General features: G+C 65.4%; 19 protein-coding genes and 1 pseudogene. 9 read left to right on the forward strand and 11 right to left on the reverse strand.

Annotated features, from left to right (window positions below):
• Positions 1-52: 52 nt before the first annotated feature.
• Both AEQ27_RS12585 and AEQ27_RS12590 read right to left on the reverse strand, forming a co-directional pair.
• Positions 53-574 (reverse strand): hypothetical protein, encoded by a 522-nt coding sequence (locus AEQ27_RS12585; RefSeq protein WP_152970346.1) that lies wholly within the window; start codon positions 572-574, stop codon positions 53-55.
• A 237-nt stretch (positions 575-811) separates the two neighbouring features.
• Positions 812-1,831 (reverse strand): NADP-dependent oxidoreductase, encoded by a 1,020-nt coding sequence (locus AEQ27_RS12590; RefSeq protein WP_235451081.1) that lies wholly within the window; start codon positions 1,829-1,831, stop codon positions 812-814.
• A gap of 100 nt (positions 1,832-1,931) precedes the next feature.
• Between AEQ27_RS12590 and AEQ27_RS12595 the strand changes: the two genes are divergently transcribed.
• Together AEQ27_RS12595 and AEQ27_RS12600 are read left to right on the forward strand one after the other, a co-directional pair.
• The gene (locus AEQ27_RS12595; RefSeq protein ID WP_082383499.1) at positions 1,932-2,897 is read left to right on the forward strand and encodes a YafY family protein; all 966 of its coding nucleotides are present in this window, start codon (positions 1,932-1,934) and stop codon (positions 2,895-2,897) included.
• Positions 2,898-3,170: 273 nt separating this feature from the next.
• Positions 3,171-3,935 carry a hypothetical protein gene (locus tag AEQ27_RS12600; RefSeq protein ID WP_161805541.1) on the forward strand — a complete coding sequence of 255 codons (765 nt, stop codon included), beginning with the start codon at positions 3,171-3,173 and terminating at the stop codon, positions 3,933-3,935.
• A 134-nt stretch (positions 3,936-4,069) separates the two neighbouring features.
• Here AEQ27_RS12600 and AEQ27_RS12605 read toward each other — a convergent pair whose 3' ends face one another.
• From AEQ27_RS12605 to AEQ27_RS18805, 4 genes are all read right to left on the reverse strand, one after another.
• Positions 4,070-5,104: a hypothetical protein gene (locus AEQ27_RS12605; protein WP_152970348.1), complete on the reverse strand. Its 1,035-nt coding sequence runs from the start codon at positions 5,102-5,104 to the stop codon at positions 4,070-4,072.
• Positions 5,101-5,466 (reverse strand): PadR family transcriptional regulator, encoded by a 366-nt coding sequence (locus tag AEQ27_RS12610; RefSeq protein WP_054146964.1) that lies wholly within the window; start codon positions 5,464-5,466, stop codon positions 5,101-5,103. The genes AEQ27_RS12605 and AEQ27_RS12610 overlap by 4 nt, the downstream gene beginning before the upstream one ends.
• 95 nt (positions 5,467-5,561) lie before the next feature.
• Positions 5,562-5,792: a hypothetical protein gene (locus AEQ27_RS12615; protein ID WP_054146965.1), complete on the reverse strand. Its 231-nt coding sequence runs from the start codon at positions 5,790-5,792 to the stop codon at positions 5,562-5,564.
• Between the two features lie 137 nt (positions 5,793-5,929).
• Positions 5,930-6,514, reverse strand: a complete 585-nt coding sequence (locus AEQ27_RS18805; RefSeq protein ID WP_082383500.1) for a GNAT family N-acetyltransferase — start codon at positions 6,512-6,514, stop codon at positions 5,930-5,932.
• Positions 6,515-6,941: 427 nt separating this feature from the next.
• Here AEQ27_RS18805 and AEQ27_RS17400 point away from each other — a divergent pair, with 427 nt between their 5' ends.
• Positions 6,942-7,571 (forward strand): hypothetical protein, encoded by a 630-nt coding sequence (locus tag AEQ27_RS17400; RefSeq protein ID WP_152970349.1) that lies wholly within the window; start codon positions 6,942-6,944, stop codon positions 7,569-7,571.
• Positions 7,572-7,662: 91 nt separating this feature from the next.
• Here the strand turns inward: AEQ27_RS17400 and AEQ27_RS12620 are convergent, their stop codons facing one another.
• The 3 genes from AEQ27_RS12620 to AEQ27_RS12630 form a co-directional block, all read right to left on the reverse strand.
• On the reverse strand, positions 7,663-7,839 hold the full coding sequence (locus AEQ27_RS12620; RefSeq protein WP_161805543.1) for a hypothetical protein: 177 nt from the start codon (positions 7,837-7,839) through the stop codon (positions 7,663-7,665).
• Positions 7,840-7,912: 73 nt separating this feature from the next.
• Complete coding sequence (locus AEQ27_RS12625; protein WP_152970350.1) at positions 7,913-8,485, reverse strand: hypothetical protein; 573 nt, start codon at positions 8,483-8,485, stop codon at positions 7,913-7,915.
• A gap of 281 nt (positions 8,486-8,766) precedes the next feature.
• Positions 8,767-9,324 carry a hypothetical protein gene (locus tag AEQ27_RS12630; RefSeq protein WP_161805544.1) on the reverse strand — a complete coding sequence of 186 codons (558 nt, stop codon included), beginning with the start codon at positions 9,322-9,324 and terminating at the stop codon, positions 8,767-8,769.
• An 83-nt stretch (positions 9,325-9,407) separates the two neighbouring features.
• Between AEQ27_RS12630 and AEQ27_RS17405 the strand changes: the two genes are divergently transcribed.
• Both AEQ27_RS17405 and AEQ27_RS12635 read left to right on the forward strand, forming a co-directional pair.
• Positions 9,408-9,947, forward strand: coding sequence for a hypothetical protein (locus AEQ27_RS17405; protein WP_152970352.1), 540 nt, complete (start codon positions 9,408-9,410; stop codon positions 9,945-9,947).
• Between the two features lie 753 nt (positions 9,948-10,700).
• Entirely contained in the window at positions 10,701-11,330 is a 630-nt protein-coding gene (locus AEQ27_RS12635) for a pentapeptide repeat-containing protein (protein WP_369813650.1), read from the forward strand.
• Here AEQ27_RS12635 and AEQ27_RS12640 read toward each other — a convergent pair.
• A complete protein-coding gene (locus AEQ27_RS12640) occupies positions 11,302-11,982 on the reverse strand; it encodes a recombinase family protein (protein ID WP_082383502.1) in 681 nt (226 codons plus the stop codon). The genes AEQ27_RS12635 and AEQ27_RS12640 overlap by 29 nt on opposite strands.
• Positions 11,983-12,345: 363 nt before the next feature.
• A complete protein-coding gene (locus AEQ27_RS12645; protein WP_054146969.1) occupies positions 12,346-12,867 on the reverse strand; it encodes a MarR family winged helix-turn-helix transcriptional regulator in 522 nt (173 codons plus the stop codon).
• A 68-nt stretch (positions 12,868-12,935) separates the two neighbouring features.
• Between AEQ27_RS12645 and AEQ27_RS12650 the strand changes: the two genes are divergently transcribed.
• The 4 genes and pseudogenes from AEQ27_RS12650 to AEQ27_RS12665 all read left to right on the forward strand — a co-directional run bounded on the left by AEQ27_RS12650 (position 12,936) and on the right by AEQ27_RS12665 (position 15,804).
• Positions 12,936-13,463 (forward strand): phenolic acid decarboxylase, encoded by a 528-nt coding sequence (locus AEQ27_RS12650; protein WP_054146970.1) that lies wholly within the window; start codon positions 12,936-12,938, stop codon positions 13,461-13,463.
• Position 13,464: 1 nt separating this feature from the next.
• On the forward strand, positions 13,465-14,241 hold the full coding sequence (locus AEQ27_RS12655) for an alpha/beta hydrolase (RefSeq protein ID WP_054146971.1): 777 nt from the start codon (positions 13,465-13,467) through the stop codon (positions 14,239-14,241).
• A 181-nt stretch (positions 14,242-14,422) separates the two neighbouring features.
• Complete coding sequence (locus AEQ27_RS12660; RefSeq protein ID WP_054146972.1) at positions 14,423-14,722, forward strand: hypothetical protein; 300 nt, start codon at positions 14,423-14,425, stop codon at positions 14,720-14,722.
• A 183-nt stretch (positions 14,723-14,905) separates the two neighbouring features.
• Positions 14,906-15,804, forward strand: a pseudogene (locus AEQ27_RS12665) (SDR family oxidoreductase).
• Positions 15,805-15,842: the final 38 nt, after the last annotated feature.

Genomic DNA, 15,842 nt, shown 5'->3' on the forward strand with positions numbered 1-15,842 from the left:
ACCTTCGGAACCGACCCTCGCCACGAGCGGAGAACGTCCACATAGCGATCCCCTATCGGGCCGTGGTTCTCGTTCCAGAGGTCACCGGCATCGAGAACATGACCGAACACAGGGCAAGCGCTGAGCTGAGAATGATGCCTGACAGGAAAAGTGGCTGGAGGACGGCCGCTCCGATGAAGGCGGCGATCGCAGTTCCGAGCGCCACCTGTCGAAGCACGGTGGCCCTCGAGAAGGTAGCCACCGAGAGAGCCACAGAACTTGACACCAGAAGAATCGCAGAGCCGCAGGCAACGTCAAACCAGACTCGCGGGGCGCCGAAGGTCAGCTGCGACGACAGGTAGTGAACATTGAGAGCCGCCACACCCACGGTGAGCAGCGGCGGAGCGATGGCAATGCCCGAGCTCAGTCGCTCTTTGACCGACGCTGCGTCGCCACCTCTCACGAATGGGCACAAGAAGGCGATCACGGTCATGAGCACCGTCAAGGTAGTCACCATGAGCCCCGGGAAGATGAGACCGATGCCGTCGGGTCGGTAGCCACGCGACCGTTCCAAAACATCGGCAGCAAGGATCACGGGCCCACCTGCCGTCAGAATCGCGCCCGCCGATCCGACCGCCAGAACAACCATCCGGAGGCGGGACCACGAAGCAGGCGTCATCTACCCAGTCCACCAGTGGTGGCCTCGTGCCGCGTCATCCGAGAGGAGCGACATCGCGGAGCTTGCCCTCGCAACAGCCGCTCATCAGGCGCACGAATTGAGGTGAGATGTCGAAATGCCACCCCGGCCGGTCCACCCGCGGCATGAGCAGGCCTAGAGCTGGACGAGAACCGCACCTCGAAAGGCTCCTCGCAGGAGGTCGTCGAGAGCTCCCGGGGCGGCGTCGAGCCCGCCCGGCACGATCGTGTGCGGGAACACGAGCAGTCCCTCGCCGTGCCACTGTGCGGCGTGCTCATGCCAGGCCTGAAGCTGGTCGGGCGTGTGCCCGGTCGAGAACGGCCGGATCTCGAGTTCCTTCACGATCGCTGTCATGAGGTCGAGGTGTGGGTGCCCCGCATGTCCGCCCGTGACCTGGCCTGCGAGTGCACCACACAGCGCCATGCGCGCACGAGGAGCCGCGGCCTGCACGGCGTCCTCGAACTGAGATCCGCCGACCGTGTCGAACAGGACGTCGATGCCGTCTGGTGCGAGGTCCCGGAGCCTGTCGAGGACGTCGCCCCGGCGGTAGTTGACCGCAGCGTCGAATCCGAGTTCTTCGACAAGGTACTCCGCTTTCTCGTCCGTACCGGCTGAGCCGATGACCTGGGCAGCACCCCTGGCCTTCGCGATCTGCCCTGCCAAAGATCCGACACCTCCTGCGGCACCGGTGACGAACACGACGTCCCCAAGACCGACTCGCGCGATGTCCACCATGCCGTGGTAGGCGGTCACCCCCTGATTGAGCACCTGCTCCGGGTGGCGGACCATCGACTCGGACACCGGCCAGAAGGTCTCAGACAGCCCCACCGATTCCTCCCGCCAGCCACTCATGTGACTGACGACCGTCCCGACCGGGAGCGCGGTGGACGCCGTTTCGATCACGGTCCCGATCGCTCCTCCCCACAAGGGTGCGCCGAGGAGGTAACCCGGCATCGGTAGCCCGGTATTTTCTGCCATGAGGTCGGCCATGACAGCGGTCACCTGGACGAAGCTGTTGCGCACCCGGACTTCCCCGTCGTCGAGAGGCCGCACGACAGTCGTCCTCGTGGTCGTGCAACTCGAAGGCGAGGTGCCGAGGTCGCCTCGGTGCCGGTGGAGCACGGTCTCGCGGGTGGTGGTCTCGATCGCGGACATGGGTCTCCTCGGGGTCAGCTCCCGCCCGTTCGCAGAAGTGCTGCCACGCTAGGGAGCCTGCCGGACAGCGTCTGTCCTAGAAGGGACGGAGACTTGGACCATGTGGGATACCTCGACGCGTCTGCTCCAGCTGCTGGCTCTGCTCCAGCGACCCCGGTGCCGGACTTCCGACGAATTGGCACACGAGCTGGGCGTGACGACCCGCACCGTCCGCCGTGACGTGGCGCGCCTCCGTACGCTTGGCTACCCGGTGAGGAGCGCTGGCGGGCACGGTGGAGGATATGAACTCGAGGCCGGGGCGGCCTTGCCCCCGCTCACACTCGACGCCCCCGAGGCTGTCGCTGCCGCCCTCGCGCTGCAAGGTCTCGCAGACGGGACCGCCGTAAGGCCGGTGGAGACCTCGAACGCCCTCGACAAGATCCGACGCATCCTGCCCGACCACGTCGCACCTGCCGTCGATGCAGTGATCAACCACGCCGGCCTGGTAGATCTCGGTCAGCCCGTGGGACCACACGGACCGAGCAGCGCGACGGAGACCGTCACCCTCCTTCTTCGAGCGTGTCGGTTACGGCGTCGCGTCATCTGTCGCTACGAGAAGCACACAGGTGAGCAGAGCGATCAGCTCATCGAGCCACGGCACCTCGTCCACACCCTCGGTCGGTGGTACCTCTTCGCCTACTCCCTGAAGTCGAACGCCTGGCGCACCTTCCGTGTCGATCGAATCGCCGACGCGTCGATCACAGCCTCGGCCGCGCGGCCCCGTGCAGACCCCGCCGACGACCTCGACGAATACGTTGCCGTGGGACTTCGTACAAGCATGCAACGGGTACGTGGTGTGGTTCGCGTGATGGCCCCGATCGAGGACGTCGCCCGATGGGTGTCGCCTGCATGGGGCACGGTCTCCGCAGAGAGTGACGGCACGGCGGTTGTCGCCGCAGGTGCAGACAGTTACGTCGCGATGGCCAAGTGGCTGCTCTTGCTCGATGCGCCTCTCGTCGTCGTCGATCCTCCCGAATTGCTGGTCGCGTTCGGTGAGGTCGCGGCTGAAGCGTCCCGCGTCCGGTGACCAATCGGCCAGCGGACACGATCTAGAGGTGGGAGCCTTCGAGCAGATACGTAAGCGTCACGGTTGAAGGAGCAGCGACGATGTTCAAGACACTCTTGTTTCGTGCCTTGAAGTTGTTGGTGATCGGCACCGTGGCCGGGCTCACGAGCCTCGGCGTTCTCGACGGGAACAAGCCTCACCCTGGGCCATTCACAGATCGCGCTACGCGCGACCACTACCGACCCTAGGTCGAAGCAGAAGGTCTGCTGGCTCTGCGCGATGGAGGATCCTCTAGTGAGACGCCTCGGCGATACAGGTAGCCGGTTCTACTCTTTGGCAGGGCTCCCCCGACGTGACATGGTCGCGATTATGAAGATCATCGACGATGTCGAGCGGGCCGTGTGGCTGGGACGACGAATGCGGCGGGAGCACAGCTGGGCACGGGTCGGCGGGGGCGCTGGGGACGACTTTGAGGCCTACGCGCGCATCCTTCACCCCCGACTAACAGGGAACGGCGCCTGGGAACGACGCCGGTGGGCGGATGTCGCGGCCACCGCCGGCAAGGTCATGCACCCCCTCGTTCAGTGGGAACGACTACTCGGCCACGACGAACCACGCGGTGGGACGAGTGACGTCGGTTATCTCGACCCGCAGGTCCTCGCCGCCCTCGCGCCGCTACTCGGCGCCGCGACCACTACGCCCGACGACGCCGTTGCGGCGTACTGGGTCGGCGGCTCGGGTCAGGGCCTCAGGGCCGGTGCGACGGCGTTCATCGACCGATACGACTACGTCCTCGCCCAGACGAGCACGGCAGAACTCGCCGAACCAGGCTGGGGCCGGACCATCGGTCATCGCTTCGATGAGCCGCTGCAGCTGCTCTGGCCCGAGGACCATGCCTGGGTGCTCGCCACCGAGATCGACTGGGACTCCACGATCGTTGCCGGCTCGAAAGCGCTCGTCGACGCGATCCTCGACGACGACCGTTTCGAGGCCTTCCCCGTCGACCAGGACTCTGACCTCTCCTGGGACGGCGATACCATCAACCGACCAACGACCTGAGACCCACAAAGGGATTCCCTATCGGGCACCGTCTACGACGTCGCTCTAGCGATCTCCGTTACCGTTCTGCCAAATCACCGTGCGTTAGCCAGGGACTGATGTCGATGGGTTGAGTTGGTGGCAAGTCGATGTCGTCAGGCCGGATCTGGTGCTCCATGAGCCTGTCCTTCCTGCCGCGCTCGGGGTCGCAACGTGAGGGCCGCAATCGACAGCGCGACCCAGACGACGACCATCAGTACAGCCAGGACAAAGGACGAGGGGTCAGCCCCGAGATACATCGCCCAGTTGACCAAGGCGCTGGCCGCCCAGGGCACCGCCGACAAGACGAGCGTGCCTCCAAGGCGATGCCCTGTGACTCGGAAAGCGACAGCGGCAGATAGGGCAACCACGATCAAGATGCCCACCACGCCGGGGCCCAGCAGGCCACCCGACCAGAGGTAGCGATTGAAGAAGTCGTACCAACTCGGCCGTCCCGCAGCCAACGGGACCGATACCGTGTCGAGCTGATTCATGATCAGCAGCACCCCAGACAACGCCGCGAACCAGCCTGTGGCCAAGGCAGCCGTGGTCGACTTCCGGCGCGGCTTTCCCACGGCAGCGATGAGGCCAAGACCCGCGAGAAGGACGAACGTCACCCGGTCAGGGCTCGGATACACCACGACGTACTCCGGTGACGACGGGGTCTGCACGACGATCAAAATGAGGGCCAGTGCCGCGGCCCCGAGAGTGCTGAACCTGGCGGCCGTGCTGCGCCTGGCGAGTACGAGCACCCCAGCCAGGACCCATAGTGCCGTGACCAGGACACCGGCACTGTTGAACGGGCCGAAAGGGTCGAGCGCGTAGGCGTGAGACCCGGGGTTCCAGGGCATCCAGTCCTGCACGATGAAGTAGGCCAGTGACCATGCCACTCCTGTTGCGAGAGCGAAGCTCGCAGCCTGATCGCGGGAGGTGGCCGGGAACACGGCGGAGAGGCGGGCACCGAGCCCGTGGGCAGCTAGGTCGAGCATCTCTGCCCGGCGAGGGCGCTCGCGCCCTTCCTCCTCCGCCACGTCAAGCAGTATCCCCACCATCGCTTCCTCGTGCTCTCGGCGCCAACGCCCCGGATACCACCGGAGCTGCCGTCGATATTGCTGCTCTAGATGCTGGAGATCCAGACCAAGGACGCTCACGACACACCTCCGAACTGCACCTGGCCGGCGATGCCTCGCGGCCGCCATTCCGAGATCCGCGCGCGGGCCGCCGCGGCGTTCGCTTCCAGACGGCTTGCCGTGGCCCGGAGTTCGTCGATGCCCTCGGCGGTGACCTCGAAATATCGGCGATTCCGGCCGTCGCCCACTTCATCACCAGCCACAACTATGAGCCCCTGTTCCACGAGTCGGTCGAGTGCGGCGTAGAGAGTGCCTACCTTGAGTTGGACTCGACCACCGGAAAGTTCTGCCGCATCGGCCATCAGTGCGTAGCCGTGCTTGCGCCCGCCGGCGAGTGAAGTCAGGACGAGCATCGTTGGCTCGCGCATCTCTGACTGGGTCATGCGCCCACTATATTCAATTGATCTGAATATTCAATCCGTCAGACGCAAGCTTGCCCTTCACGGGCCATGGAACGATTCCCTAGCGGGCGCCTGCTTCAGGGACGGGCACCTTTAAGGAGCCGGATGACGCCCACCCCGATTGCACCGGCGCCGCTGATCCACAGCAGTCCGACAAGAGCCCAGCCCGGAAGTCCTACCCGGCCCATCGGCTCACCGAGGTCGTGACTCGTGAACCGCATGAAGAGGCCGATGCCGGTGAAGAAAACGCCCAAGCAGATGGCGATGATCGCTTCCTCATATGGCGTCGCCTGCGGAGCCTTTGACACGCGTCCTCCTCGTTCGTGAGCCGAAGCCTAACCGGGCTCGTTTGCGGACGCGCGACTCCGAGGGGTGACGTGGGCACCGTAGATCGTCATAGAGCAGGCATTGGACCAACTCGCAATCCGAGTCAGTAAGCGATCTTCTAACGAGACGGTAGAACTCGCGCCATTTCCAATGTCTGCCCGTCGACAAATGTGAGAGGGCGCGTACGTCCTGTCGCGGTGAATCCGTGACGGTCGTAGAACTTTCGAGCTGGGACGGCATGCTCGTAAACGTAAAGACGGAGACGCGCGCCCCGACCGGTGGCCCAGCCACTTATTGCGTCCAGGAGCGCGTCGCCAACGCCGTGCCTGCGACCGCGGAAGTCGGGAGTGACGTAGACGCCGGTCAGTACGGGGTCCGGCCCGTCCTCGTCTCCAAGCTGAGCGCTCATCATCCCGACCCATCGCCCCGTGAGAGTGCTCCAGGCGACCAAACAGGTCGCGTCGTCGGCTTCCCCGCGACGGGCACGAAGACGCCAGTCGTCCTCCGTCATGGCTTTAGTTGTCTCAAGTGTCGCGCCGTAAGAGATCGGGTTGTCGGTCGCGTTCTCGATACGCAGCTCCCGGACTCGAGGCCAATCAGCCTCAGACGTCCTGCGGATCGCGATGGAAGGGTCGGGCACCTGATCACGGTACACACGGTGCGCCAACCACACGACCCAGGGGCAGCTGCCCCGCAGGACCATCCCCTTTCGGACGCTGCTGCAGAGAGTAAGTTCGCCACATGGTTGAGAACCTTCGACGCGCTTTGCACCAGAGGTGGTTCCAAGGCGCCCTCTGCGTCTGGGCCCTTGTAGGTCTCGTCGCTCTCGGCGCACTGGCCCTCGACTACTCGTGGAATTGGGTGAGCGTGGCAGCCGGCGCGGGAGGCATCGCCAGTTCCCTCTTCGTCCTCCGGGGCCTGTGGGTCAATTCAGCGCCCCCTCGCGGGCTCAAGAGCGACACCTGACCACCGCCCCGGCGAAGAATCGCCCGTGAGACGACTATGCGATCTCCGCTCGCGCCAGCGAGCTGCTTCTTGGTCACAGAGCGTCGAGCGGGCATCATCAACGGATGGTCAAAGGTGCACTAGGCGTCGGTTGGCGTGTCTACCGGGCCCGTCGGCTTGAGTTCGTGGACTCAGCCAAAGTCCGAAGAAGGACGAGGGTGGGTGCGCTCGTAGCCTTGGCGGTTGCAGTTTTCCTCGTCCTCGGCACCGTCTACTGGGACATCTTCGATGGACCACCAGTACGGGACGGCGTAGCAATCATCTTCTTCTCGGCCGCCGTGGCTTGTTTAGTCATGGCGTTCGTCCCCGCGGCCGACCCCGGCACTTCTCCCAACCCAGGAAAAATGCTCGGAGACTGGCGACAAAGCGAACGCGTAGAGCGTCAGTTCGCGAAACACCCGCCCACGATCGTGCCGGAAGACCGGGACGAGGTCATCGCCGGCTCACAACGACTCCTCGCCACGTCAGTCATTGCCGTTGACCGCTCCAAGTGGGTCCCGTGTGGATATCTCCTGGCCTGGGTTGCCCTCGTCGTCGCAGGGATGGCCTCGCCAGACCAATTGACACTGCTGCTCCTACCCCTCATTTTCAGTGCTCTCTACAGCGCCACCGTCCTCACATCGGTTACAGCGGCCGGCCGTGCCGACGCTGCACACCACCGCGCACTGTCACTCCCGCCCACACCCGCGGACAGCTCGCCAGTCCGAACGAAGAGCAGCCCACCCGTTTCCCGGTTGGCCCTTCCTGACGAGTAAGCACGGCACTGGAAATATTGGGCCCCGCAGGACGATCCCTCACCGGGACGATGAGGTTTCCCTTGGAACTAGCCCCTTCAAGTGTCGGGCGTCAGCGACGCATCTCAGCCATAGCTCGAATGTTGAAGTAGAGGCCGATGGCGATGAGCGCCACGCCCACGAGACTCAGCGCCTCGGGCAGGTCGTTGAACATGTTGGTAATGAAGAGCGTGGCGCCGAGCGTGTAGAGGATCGTGGCCACACCCATGCGCTTTCGCCAGCGAGGCATCTTGGACGGCATCAGTCGCTCCTTGTCGATGAAAAACAGCTTTCAGAGTTGCGAGAGTCGGCGTGGGAGTACCTCACTCCTCGTGCGGGTCGACCTCGTCCGCGAGCCTAAGAACTCGATCCTCGCGTCGCTTCTCATACTGAGTTGCCGCAACCAAGACCCCTAGTAGGAGAACTGCTCCGAGCAAACCCCACCCCGGGTAGCCAGCTGCGATCGCCAGCGCGGCCAGGATGAGGAACATAGCTAAAAGCGACGGCATCAACGCGGTCGCACGACGCCGCTTTCGGCGAATCAAGAAACGAACGGACTCCGCATTCTCGGGTGCGACCGGTTGCCGTCCGACCATTTGTCGGACCAGGAGCCGTCGCCTGTCCGGGGCGATCTGGGGAAAGGGATAGTCGGCACTGCCCCAAGAAATGAATGGCGACAGAGCGTCGACGGACTTCGCTCTCTGCCACCCCACGATCGCAGACACCACAGCAACAACAGCGAGAGTCACGGACACGCCGAACGTGACGCCAGTGACACCATCTCCTAAAGCTGCAAACGCGGCTAGAAGGCCGCCGAATACGGTCGAGACGATCATCATCGACTGCGTAGAGGGCCCCGAGACTTTGCCGCCCGGTGCATGATCTTCTTTGGTCATCCACTGACCGTAAACCGGCACCTCCCCCACGTACCTCCCGTAGGCGTGGAACCACCCGCGTAGCGAGGGCCTACGACGATAAATCCACCTTGGCCGCCCCGCCGAGTCAGCCGTGAACTCGGCGCACTCGTGCTCGACCACTCGACGACTTGGGTGAGCATGGCGATCAGCGTGAGAAGTGTGGACAGCTCTCTCTTCGTGTTCCAAGGCATTTGGATGATTTCGGCTCCCTCACGCAGAATCGAGAGCGACGCCTGATCTTCGCGCCGGCAGACGATGGGCTATCGGACACCTGGCGGTAGCTCCTTCAGCTGAAGATCTCTTCCCCACCTTGCAACGACAGCCTCATAAGCCTGCTGGGGCCGGACGTGTTCAACGGCTCGTTGGTCGTGGTCCCAGGCGACGACGCCAGCCGTGTGAAGTTGCTTCCACATATCGAGTACCGATGCAAGCGTCACTGGGACCGGAGGCGCGACCGGGTCGGTCCTCAGATGTTCCGCCGCCGAGTCGATGGTGAAGTCTTCGCCGCCGTAGAAGATGACCGGGAACCTCACAGCTACGAGATCGTCGAGCTCTACCTCGGGGCGCTCTTGGCTGTACTGCTCGTAGTCCCAGATCGGGACGTCAGGACGGTCGCGAGTTGCGGGCCCTGCGAGCGTCCCTGAAGCAGTCTTCGACAGTCCGGGGTGCAACGCCTCGAGGGACGCCAGAACCGCAAGACGCTCTTCTTCGGGCATGCCCTCGATGTCCATGACCGCATCCTCCCCCATAACAGCCCGATTGGCAGGGGTCGCCGCCAAAGCATCCACTATCGAGACGACCGCGGCCGTTTCAGTCATCTGCCGACCGAGACCATCAGATTGCTCAGTCCTGAATAGGATCAGCCAGGGTTTGCACGCTTACGTGATCGAAGGAGACCGCCATGAGTCAGAAGACACCACTCTTCAAGGGGCAAGGCTTCCGCCTAGCCAGCATCGGCGTCGGACTGGTCGTAGGTCTGGGTATCGTCCTCGTCGTGCGGGCAGCCACCTCAGATGCACCACTCTCAAGTGGCTCCCTCTTAGGCGGCGGAGCCGCCGGGCTGATCATCGCGGTAGTCGCCGTTGTCGTCGGCCTTCTGCTGGGTCGCAGGATCTTCGGGCAGCGACTCGAGATCGCCCTCCGCACCGCGGGAGAGAAGAAATGGCAGCACGGTCGAGTTGAAGCGTCCCCAGGACGCCTGCGTTTCCGCCGTTACAAGTGGCAGCTGCGGTTCATATCCGGCAACCCGGTCGATTTCTTGGTAGATGAGGTAGGTGCCGACTCTGGAGCACGCCCGTCGAAGAAACAGATGTGGTCGGTGAACCCGTCCCTGCATGTGATCGAGGTCAAGACCGACCGGGGCACCTTGCAGCTCGGCGTCCAGAGCCACCAAGTCAACGATCTGCTGTCCCAGCTCCAGCCAGTGACGACTGCGAGCTGACGACGTACCAACGAGACCGTCCGCCCATCGATCGTCTATCGGGCGGACGCGGGGCACTAGCTAAGGGCGCGGTTGCTGACTTCGGTCATGCCAGGGAAAGCCGCGCAGGAGGCGATCGAGTAGACGGAGGCGGACCGGTTCAGGCCGGCGCTCGGCTTGGGGGCATCGCCACGATGATCCCTTTTGTTGACCGAGTCGGCGGGCCTGAGCGCTCTCGCATCAGCCTCGGCGAACCACCCGCGTTCTTCAAACATGATGGCCTCCGTCGGTTTCGAGAAGCATCGCAGCGGGATGGGTCGCGGTCCACCATCGTCTAGTGCGACGCCTCAAGCCTCAGTGGTGCTGACCGGAGGCGTTACTCTGGCGCTAGTGAATACTTCTCTTTCTCTGTGAACCAGAGGCTTTTTAGCGACGCCTGTTCGCTCCTCGAACGAGGGGCGGTGATTTCGTGCGCCCGGAAGGGGAGCTCCATACGGAGTTCCCTCGCACCGCGCCCGCCGCTCGAAACCACCTCAGAGAGACCCTTCACTCGTGACGTCCCTCGATTCTTCCGACGCGTCCACTAGCGACCGCACAGACCTTCGCGCGAACTGCGCCAACTGCTTCGCGCTCTGCTGCACCGCCTTCGGTTTCCAAAGATCCGCCGACTTTCCAATCGATAAGCCCGCCGGCACTCCCTGCCTGAACCTGACCGACGAGTTCTCTTGCTCCATTCACGAATCTCTCCGTGCGCGAGGCTTTCGAGGATGCACCGTGTTCGACTGCTTCGGGGCGGGGCAGTACGTGTCTCAGAATCTGTTCGGCGGAACGAGTTGGAAGGACCGCCCCGATACAAGCACCGAGATGTTCAGCGCTTTTGCCGTCGTCCGGCAGCTTCACGAGATGCTCTGGTACCTCGTGGAAGCCGCTGAACGAGCAAGCACCTCAGAACTCTCCGAGCCCGTTGCCCAGCACCGCAGCGCCATCTTGCACATCCTCGACGGAGACGCGTCAGAAGTACTCGCGTGTGACGTCGAGCGCATTCGCGCAGACGTCCGACGAACACTGATGGATGTCAGTGAAGAAGCGCGGGGCGGTTATGGCGCCAGTGCGGAAGAGAGGCATGGCCTCTGCCCATCAGCAGACTTGGTCGGCCGCGACCTGCGATCAATTCGGTTGTGTGGGGCCGATCTGCGTGGCGCGTACCTCATCGCCGCGGATCTTCGACAGAGCGACTTGGCAGGCGTCGATCTCCTGGGTGCAGATTTGCGCGACGCGCGGCTTCAGGGGGCGGACCTGTCGGATGCGCTATTCGTCACTCAGTTACAGGTCGACGCCGCGCAGGGCGATGACACAACCCTCTTGCCGCGTGTCCTTAGCCGGCCACAGCACTGGTGTCCGTAGTCGAGAGACCCGTCCTGACGACCTCGTCGTGCTCGTTGACTAAGTCGCCTACCGGAGCTGGTGCCGGCGGGTTAACGCGCTCCTCGACCTGCTCCCCACGTTGGATCGCGCGATAGACCGTCGAGCGGGCCACGCCGAAGAGCTCGGCGATCTCGCTCGTGGTGTGCTCGCCCGTGCGGTGGAGCTGTACGAGGTGTTTCTCCTGGGAGGGTGTGAGCTTGGGCTTGCGGCCGCGGAGCTTGCCGGCGGCCTTCGCGATCGCCATGCCCTCACGGGTCCGGGCACGGATGAGGTCAGCCTCGAACTCGGCGACCATGCCGAGGACGTTGAACAGTAGCCGGCCGACGGGGTCGGTGGGGTCGTAGACGGCTCCCCCGAGGTTTAGCGAGACGCCCTTCGTCGTGAGCTCGTCCGCGATGTCGGTGGCATCCCGAAGTGAGCGAGCGAGGCGGTCGAGCTTCGTCACGACGAGGACGTCGCCGGCACGGCACGCAGCCAGCGCCTCGCGGAGACCGGGCCGTGCTCGAGTCGTGCCGGAGAGCCCGTGGTCAACATGCACGTGTTGATCGTCAACACCGAGTGCTGCAAGACCATCACGTTGCGATGCAAGATCTTGTCCCGAGGTCGAGACGCGGGCGTATCCGATGAGCATTCGGCGACTGTAGCGTTTAAACCCCCATCACCGGGCATTTTTGCGGGACAGGCATACGCGAATCCGCAGGCCAGGCGCCACTTGGCCTTCGTCGGCCGAGGCGACCCCGAAGAAGTGTCCCGATGAACGACCGTCACACGGGCGGCCGATCGGTGACCGTCTGAGACACCCGAAGCAGGTCGAGACCCCGTCGCAGACCGTCATGGGAGGGCTCGAGGACGAGGACTCTCGGGGCGGTCCTGTCGATGCCGAACATCGGGGGGAACCACTACCGGCTCGGGGACGGCCGCGTGGCACGGACCCCGAAACGAACCCTCCCGGGCCGGAGCCACCTTCCACCGTCGATTCCCCCAGGGCGATGCCTCAGTCCTGAGCTCGCCCCGACGCCCCGTCGACCGCGGTGTGGTTCGGCGGCGCGTCCTCGTCGCGCTCAAGCGCCGTACGGATGCGGCCGAGGAGGGGAAGGGCCTCTCGAAGGGTGCGCTGTTCCCCCGGAGCCAGGTCACGCAGGATGCCCACGAGCAGTCCCTCCGCCGCAGCGTCGTAGACGCGGAGCTGCTCCCGGGCCGACTCCGTGAGACCCACGTGGGTGCTCCGGGCATCCGATTCGTCGGCACGGCGCACGACCAGACCGCGGCTCTCCATCGCCGCGACGAGGTTGCTGACCGTGGGGCGCGCGAGTCCCAGCTGCTGCCCGAGAACCGTGGGGCTCAGCCACTTGTCGGGAAAGAGCCGTCGCAACACCTCGATCTGGGCATCGGGAATCGACGGCAGGCCGGCGCGTACCCGGGAGCTGTTCAGGAGCGTCCGACGGAAAGGGCCGATCTCGTCGCTCAGACGTCGTGCGATCGCGCCGAGGCCGGAGGGGTCGTCGGAGTCGTCCACAGGGCGAGACTACTCGAGCACGAACAAATACGTTTGTGACAAACGCATTTTGGGTGTTCAATCGATCCATGAGCACTCACACCAGCGTTGCCGACCCCACCCCCGAGCAGGGCCTGGACGCGATCGTCGGCCATCGGTTCATCTACACCTACGCCAACGGATGGCAGTACGAGATGTACGTCAAGAACGCCACCACGATCGACTACCGCATCCATTCGGGCATGGTCGGCGGCCGCTGGGTCAAGGACCAGCACGTCGACCTCGTCGGCCTGGGCCGCGGTGTCTACAAGGTGTCGTGGAACGAACCGACCGGCACCAGCGTCGTCGTCAACGTCGTGCCCGACGACCGGGTCCTGCACGGGACGATCTTCTTCCCCCACTGGGTCGAACTCGACGGGTCGAAGACGGTCCTGTTCCAGAACGACCACCTCGAGCAGATGCGGCAGTTCCGTGACCTGGGCCCGACCTACCCGATCTACGTGGTCCCCGAGTTCGCGCACATCACGCTCTTCGAGTTCGTCGGCCTCGACGACGAGACGGTCATCGACACGGCGCCCGGCGACCTGCCAGCCGGCTTCGCGGACAGGACCAACTGAGATGGGCGCCCCCGAGGCCGACGTCACGGCCCTGACACTCGCGCACGAGGGGCGGGTCATCCGCGGCACCGAGTTCCGCCCCCGCGACGCCGACCTCGCCCACCCGTCCGTCCTGATCGTGCACGGTTTCGCCGACTCGCACATCGGCCCGCAGCGCCTCTTCGTCCAGGTCGCCCGGCACCTGGTGGGAGCCGGCGCGGTCGTCCGGGCCTACGACCGTCTGGGGCACGGCACGAGCGACGGCGAGTTCGAGGACATCACCCTCCGTGACGAGATCGCGCAGGTGACGGCCATGGTCCGCGCGTTCGCCGGCGACCGCGGCACCCCGGTCCATCTGGTGGCACACAGCCTCGGCGCGGTCGAGTCCGCCGTCGTCGCCGCCCGCCTCCCCGACCTCGTGGCCAGCGTCACGCTCTGGTCCCCCGCGGGTGTCGTGGTCGACGACATCACGGTGAAGAACGAGATCCAGGGCCGGTCGCTCGAGTCCGTCGCAGAGCACGGCGGCCTCGACCTCGGTGGCCTGTGGCTCGGCCGAGCCTTCGTCGACGACGTCCGCGACGATCTCGACGTCTACGCAGAAGCGGCGGGATACGGCGGCCCCGTCGAGATCCTCCACGGCACGGCCGATCAGATCGTGCCGCTCGAGTACGCGCGGCGTTACGCGGACCTCCTCCCCCAGGCCAGCTTCACCTCCGTCGCCGGCGCCGACCACGCCTGGTCGTCACGACCGTGGCGCCGCCAACTCGTCGATCACCTGCGGGCGTTCCTCGACCTGTGAGAAGACGATGCGATCCCTTGCCTCGGCCTCGGTGTGGAGACGGCTCCACCCGCACGCCGCGAGACGTCCGGCCACCTCGGTCGCCGGTGCTCCGGCTCCGAGGTCGGTCACGTGGCCCTCACGGCCCGAAAGTCGCTAGCGTCGACGAGAAAAGCTCACCCCGATCCTGAGGAGACCCGACATGACCGACGCCACCCCTTACCCCGGCCCTGGCACCACCGGCCCCGCCACGACGACCAAGAAGACGATGGGCGTCCTGTCGCTCGTCTTCGGCATCGTCAGCATCGTGTTCTGCCTCTTCCTGCCCGTGCTGTGGATCCTCCTGGCCATCGCGGCCGTGGTGCTCGGCTTCCTGTCGCGCAAGCGCGAGCCCGCCGCCCGCACCATGGCGACGGTCGGCATCGTGCTCGGCTTCATCGGCATCCTGGCCAACATCGGCTCGATGATCGCCGGCGCGCTCATCATGACCCAGGGCCTCTGACCCCAGGTCACACACCTCGTCGAGTGGCCCCGAACCGTCCTCCGCCCCGCGCGGACGACGGTTCGGGGCCACTCGTTCGTCGTGCCGGGCTTCGTACCCCGGACGCGCCGCGTCGACGGAGGCGCCGGGCGTAGCGTCCAGGACACGTCCGTCCAGGGCACCGCGAACCAGAGAGGACCCCGCATGACCCGCGACCAGTACACCTTCGCCGACCCGCGCACGCTCTACCCCACGATCAGCCCCGAGGTGCAGCACCAAGAGGAGCCGGGGCTGCAGTCGCAGATGTCGCCCGTCCCCGACCTCGGTGAGGAGACCTACCGCGGCACGGGACGCCTGCAGGGCCGCAGGGCCCTCATCACGGGTGCCGACTCGGGCATCGGCGCGGCCGTCGCGATCGCCTACGCCCGCGAGGGTGCCGACGTCGCCCTGAACTACCTGCCGAGCGAGCAGTCCGACGCCGACCACGTCATCGCGCTGATCGAGGCCGCGGGGCAGAAGGCCTTGGCTCTCCCCGGGGACCTGACCAGCGCCTCCTTCTGTCGTGAGCTCGTCCAGAAGGCGGTCGACGGACTCGGCGGCCTCGACGCCGTCGTCAACGTCGCCGGCAAGCAGGTCTGGCAGCAGGACATCGAGGACATCACCGACGAGCAGTTCGACCTGACCTTCCGCACGAACGTCTACGCGCCGTTCTGGATCGTCAAGGCCGCCGTGCCGCACCTCGCCCCCGGCTCCACGATCATCAACACCGCGTCGGCCGAGGCCCACACGCCCGCCCCCGACCGTCTCGACTCCGCCGCGACCAAGGGCGCGATCAACAACCTGTCGAAGGGCATGTCGCAGCAGCTCATCTCGAAGGGCATCCGCGTCAACGTCGTCGCCCCCGGCCCGACCTGGACCGTGCTGCAGGTGACGGACGGCGTCGACCCCGAGTCGCTGCCCGAGTTCGGCTCGAGCGAGGCCCCGCGCGGCCGCGCCGGCCAGCCCGCCGAGCGGCACCCGCCTCCGTGTTCCTCGCGGCGGCCGAGTCGAGCTTCGTCGCGGGCGAGACGCTGAACGTGAACGGCGGCATGGTCTCGCCGTAGACCGGCCTCGCCGGGGACCGCAGGAGGCGCGGGTCGGC

The sequence above is a fragment of the Frigoribacterium sp. RIT-PI-h genome, from assembly GCF_001297205.1.
Taxonomy (GTDB): Bacteria; Actinomycetota; Actinomycetes; order Actinomycetales; family Microbacteriaceae; genus Frigoribacterium.

Coding starts and splice junctions, on each gene's coding strand:
- AEQ27_RS12660 (WP_054146972.1), top strand. CDS start 14,423: ATGACCGACGCCACCCCTTACCCCGGCCCTGGCACCACCGGCCCCGCC.
- AEQ27_RS12650 (WP_054146970.1), top strand. CDS start 12,936: ATGAGCACTCACACCAGCGTTGCCGACCCCACCCCCGAGCAGGGCCTG.
- AEQ27_RS12610 (WP_054146964.1), bottom strand. CDS start 5,466: ATGACCCAGTCAGAGATGCGCGAGCCAACGATGCTCGTCCTGACTTCA.
- AEQ27_RS12655 (WP_054146971.1), top strand. CDS start 13,465: ATGGGCGCCCCCGAGGCCGACGTCACGGCCCTGACACTCGCGCACGAG.
- AEQ27_RS12625 (WP_152970350.1), bottom strand. CDS start 8,485: ATGACCAAAGAAGATCATGCACCGGGCGGCAAAGTCTCGGGGCCCTCT.
- AEQ27_RS12620 (WP_161805543.1), bottom strand. CDS start 7,839: ATGCCTCGCTGGCGAAAGCGCATGGGTGTGGCCACGATCCTCTACACG.
- AEQ27_RS17405 (WP_152970352.1), top strand. CDS start 9,408: ATGAGTCAGAAGACACCACTCTTCAAGGGGCAAGGCTTCCGCCTAGCC.
- AEQ27_RS12630 (WP_161805544.1), bottom strand. CDS start 9,324: ATGACTGAAACGGCCGCGGTCGTCTCGATAGTGGATGCTTTGGCGGCG.
- AEQ27_RS12595 (WP_082383499.1), top strand. CDS start 1,932: ATGTGGGATACCTCGACGCGTCTGCTCCAGCTGCTGGCTCTGCTCCAG.
- AEQ27_RS18805 (WP_082383500.1), bottom strand. CDS start 6,514: ATGGTCCTGCGGGGCAGCTGCCCCTGGGTCGTGTGGTTGGCGCACCGT.
- AEQ27_RS12590 (WP_235451081.1), bottom strand. CDS start 1,831: ATGTCCGCGATCGAGACCACCACCCGCGAGACCGTGCTCCACCGGCAC.
- AEQ27_RS12640 (WP_082383502.1), bottom strand. CDS start 11,982: ATGCTCATCGGATACGCCCGCGTCTCGACCTCGGGACAAGATCTTGCA.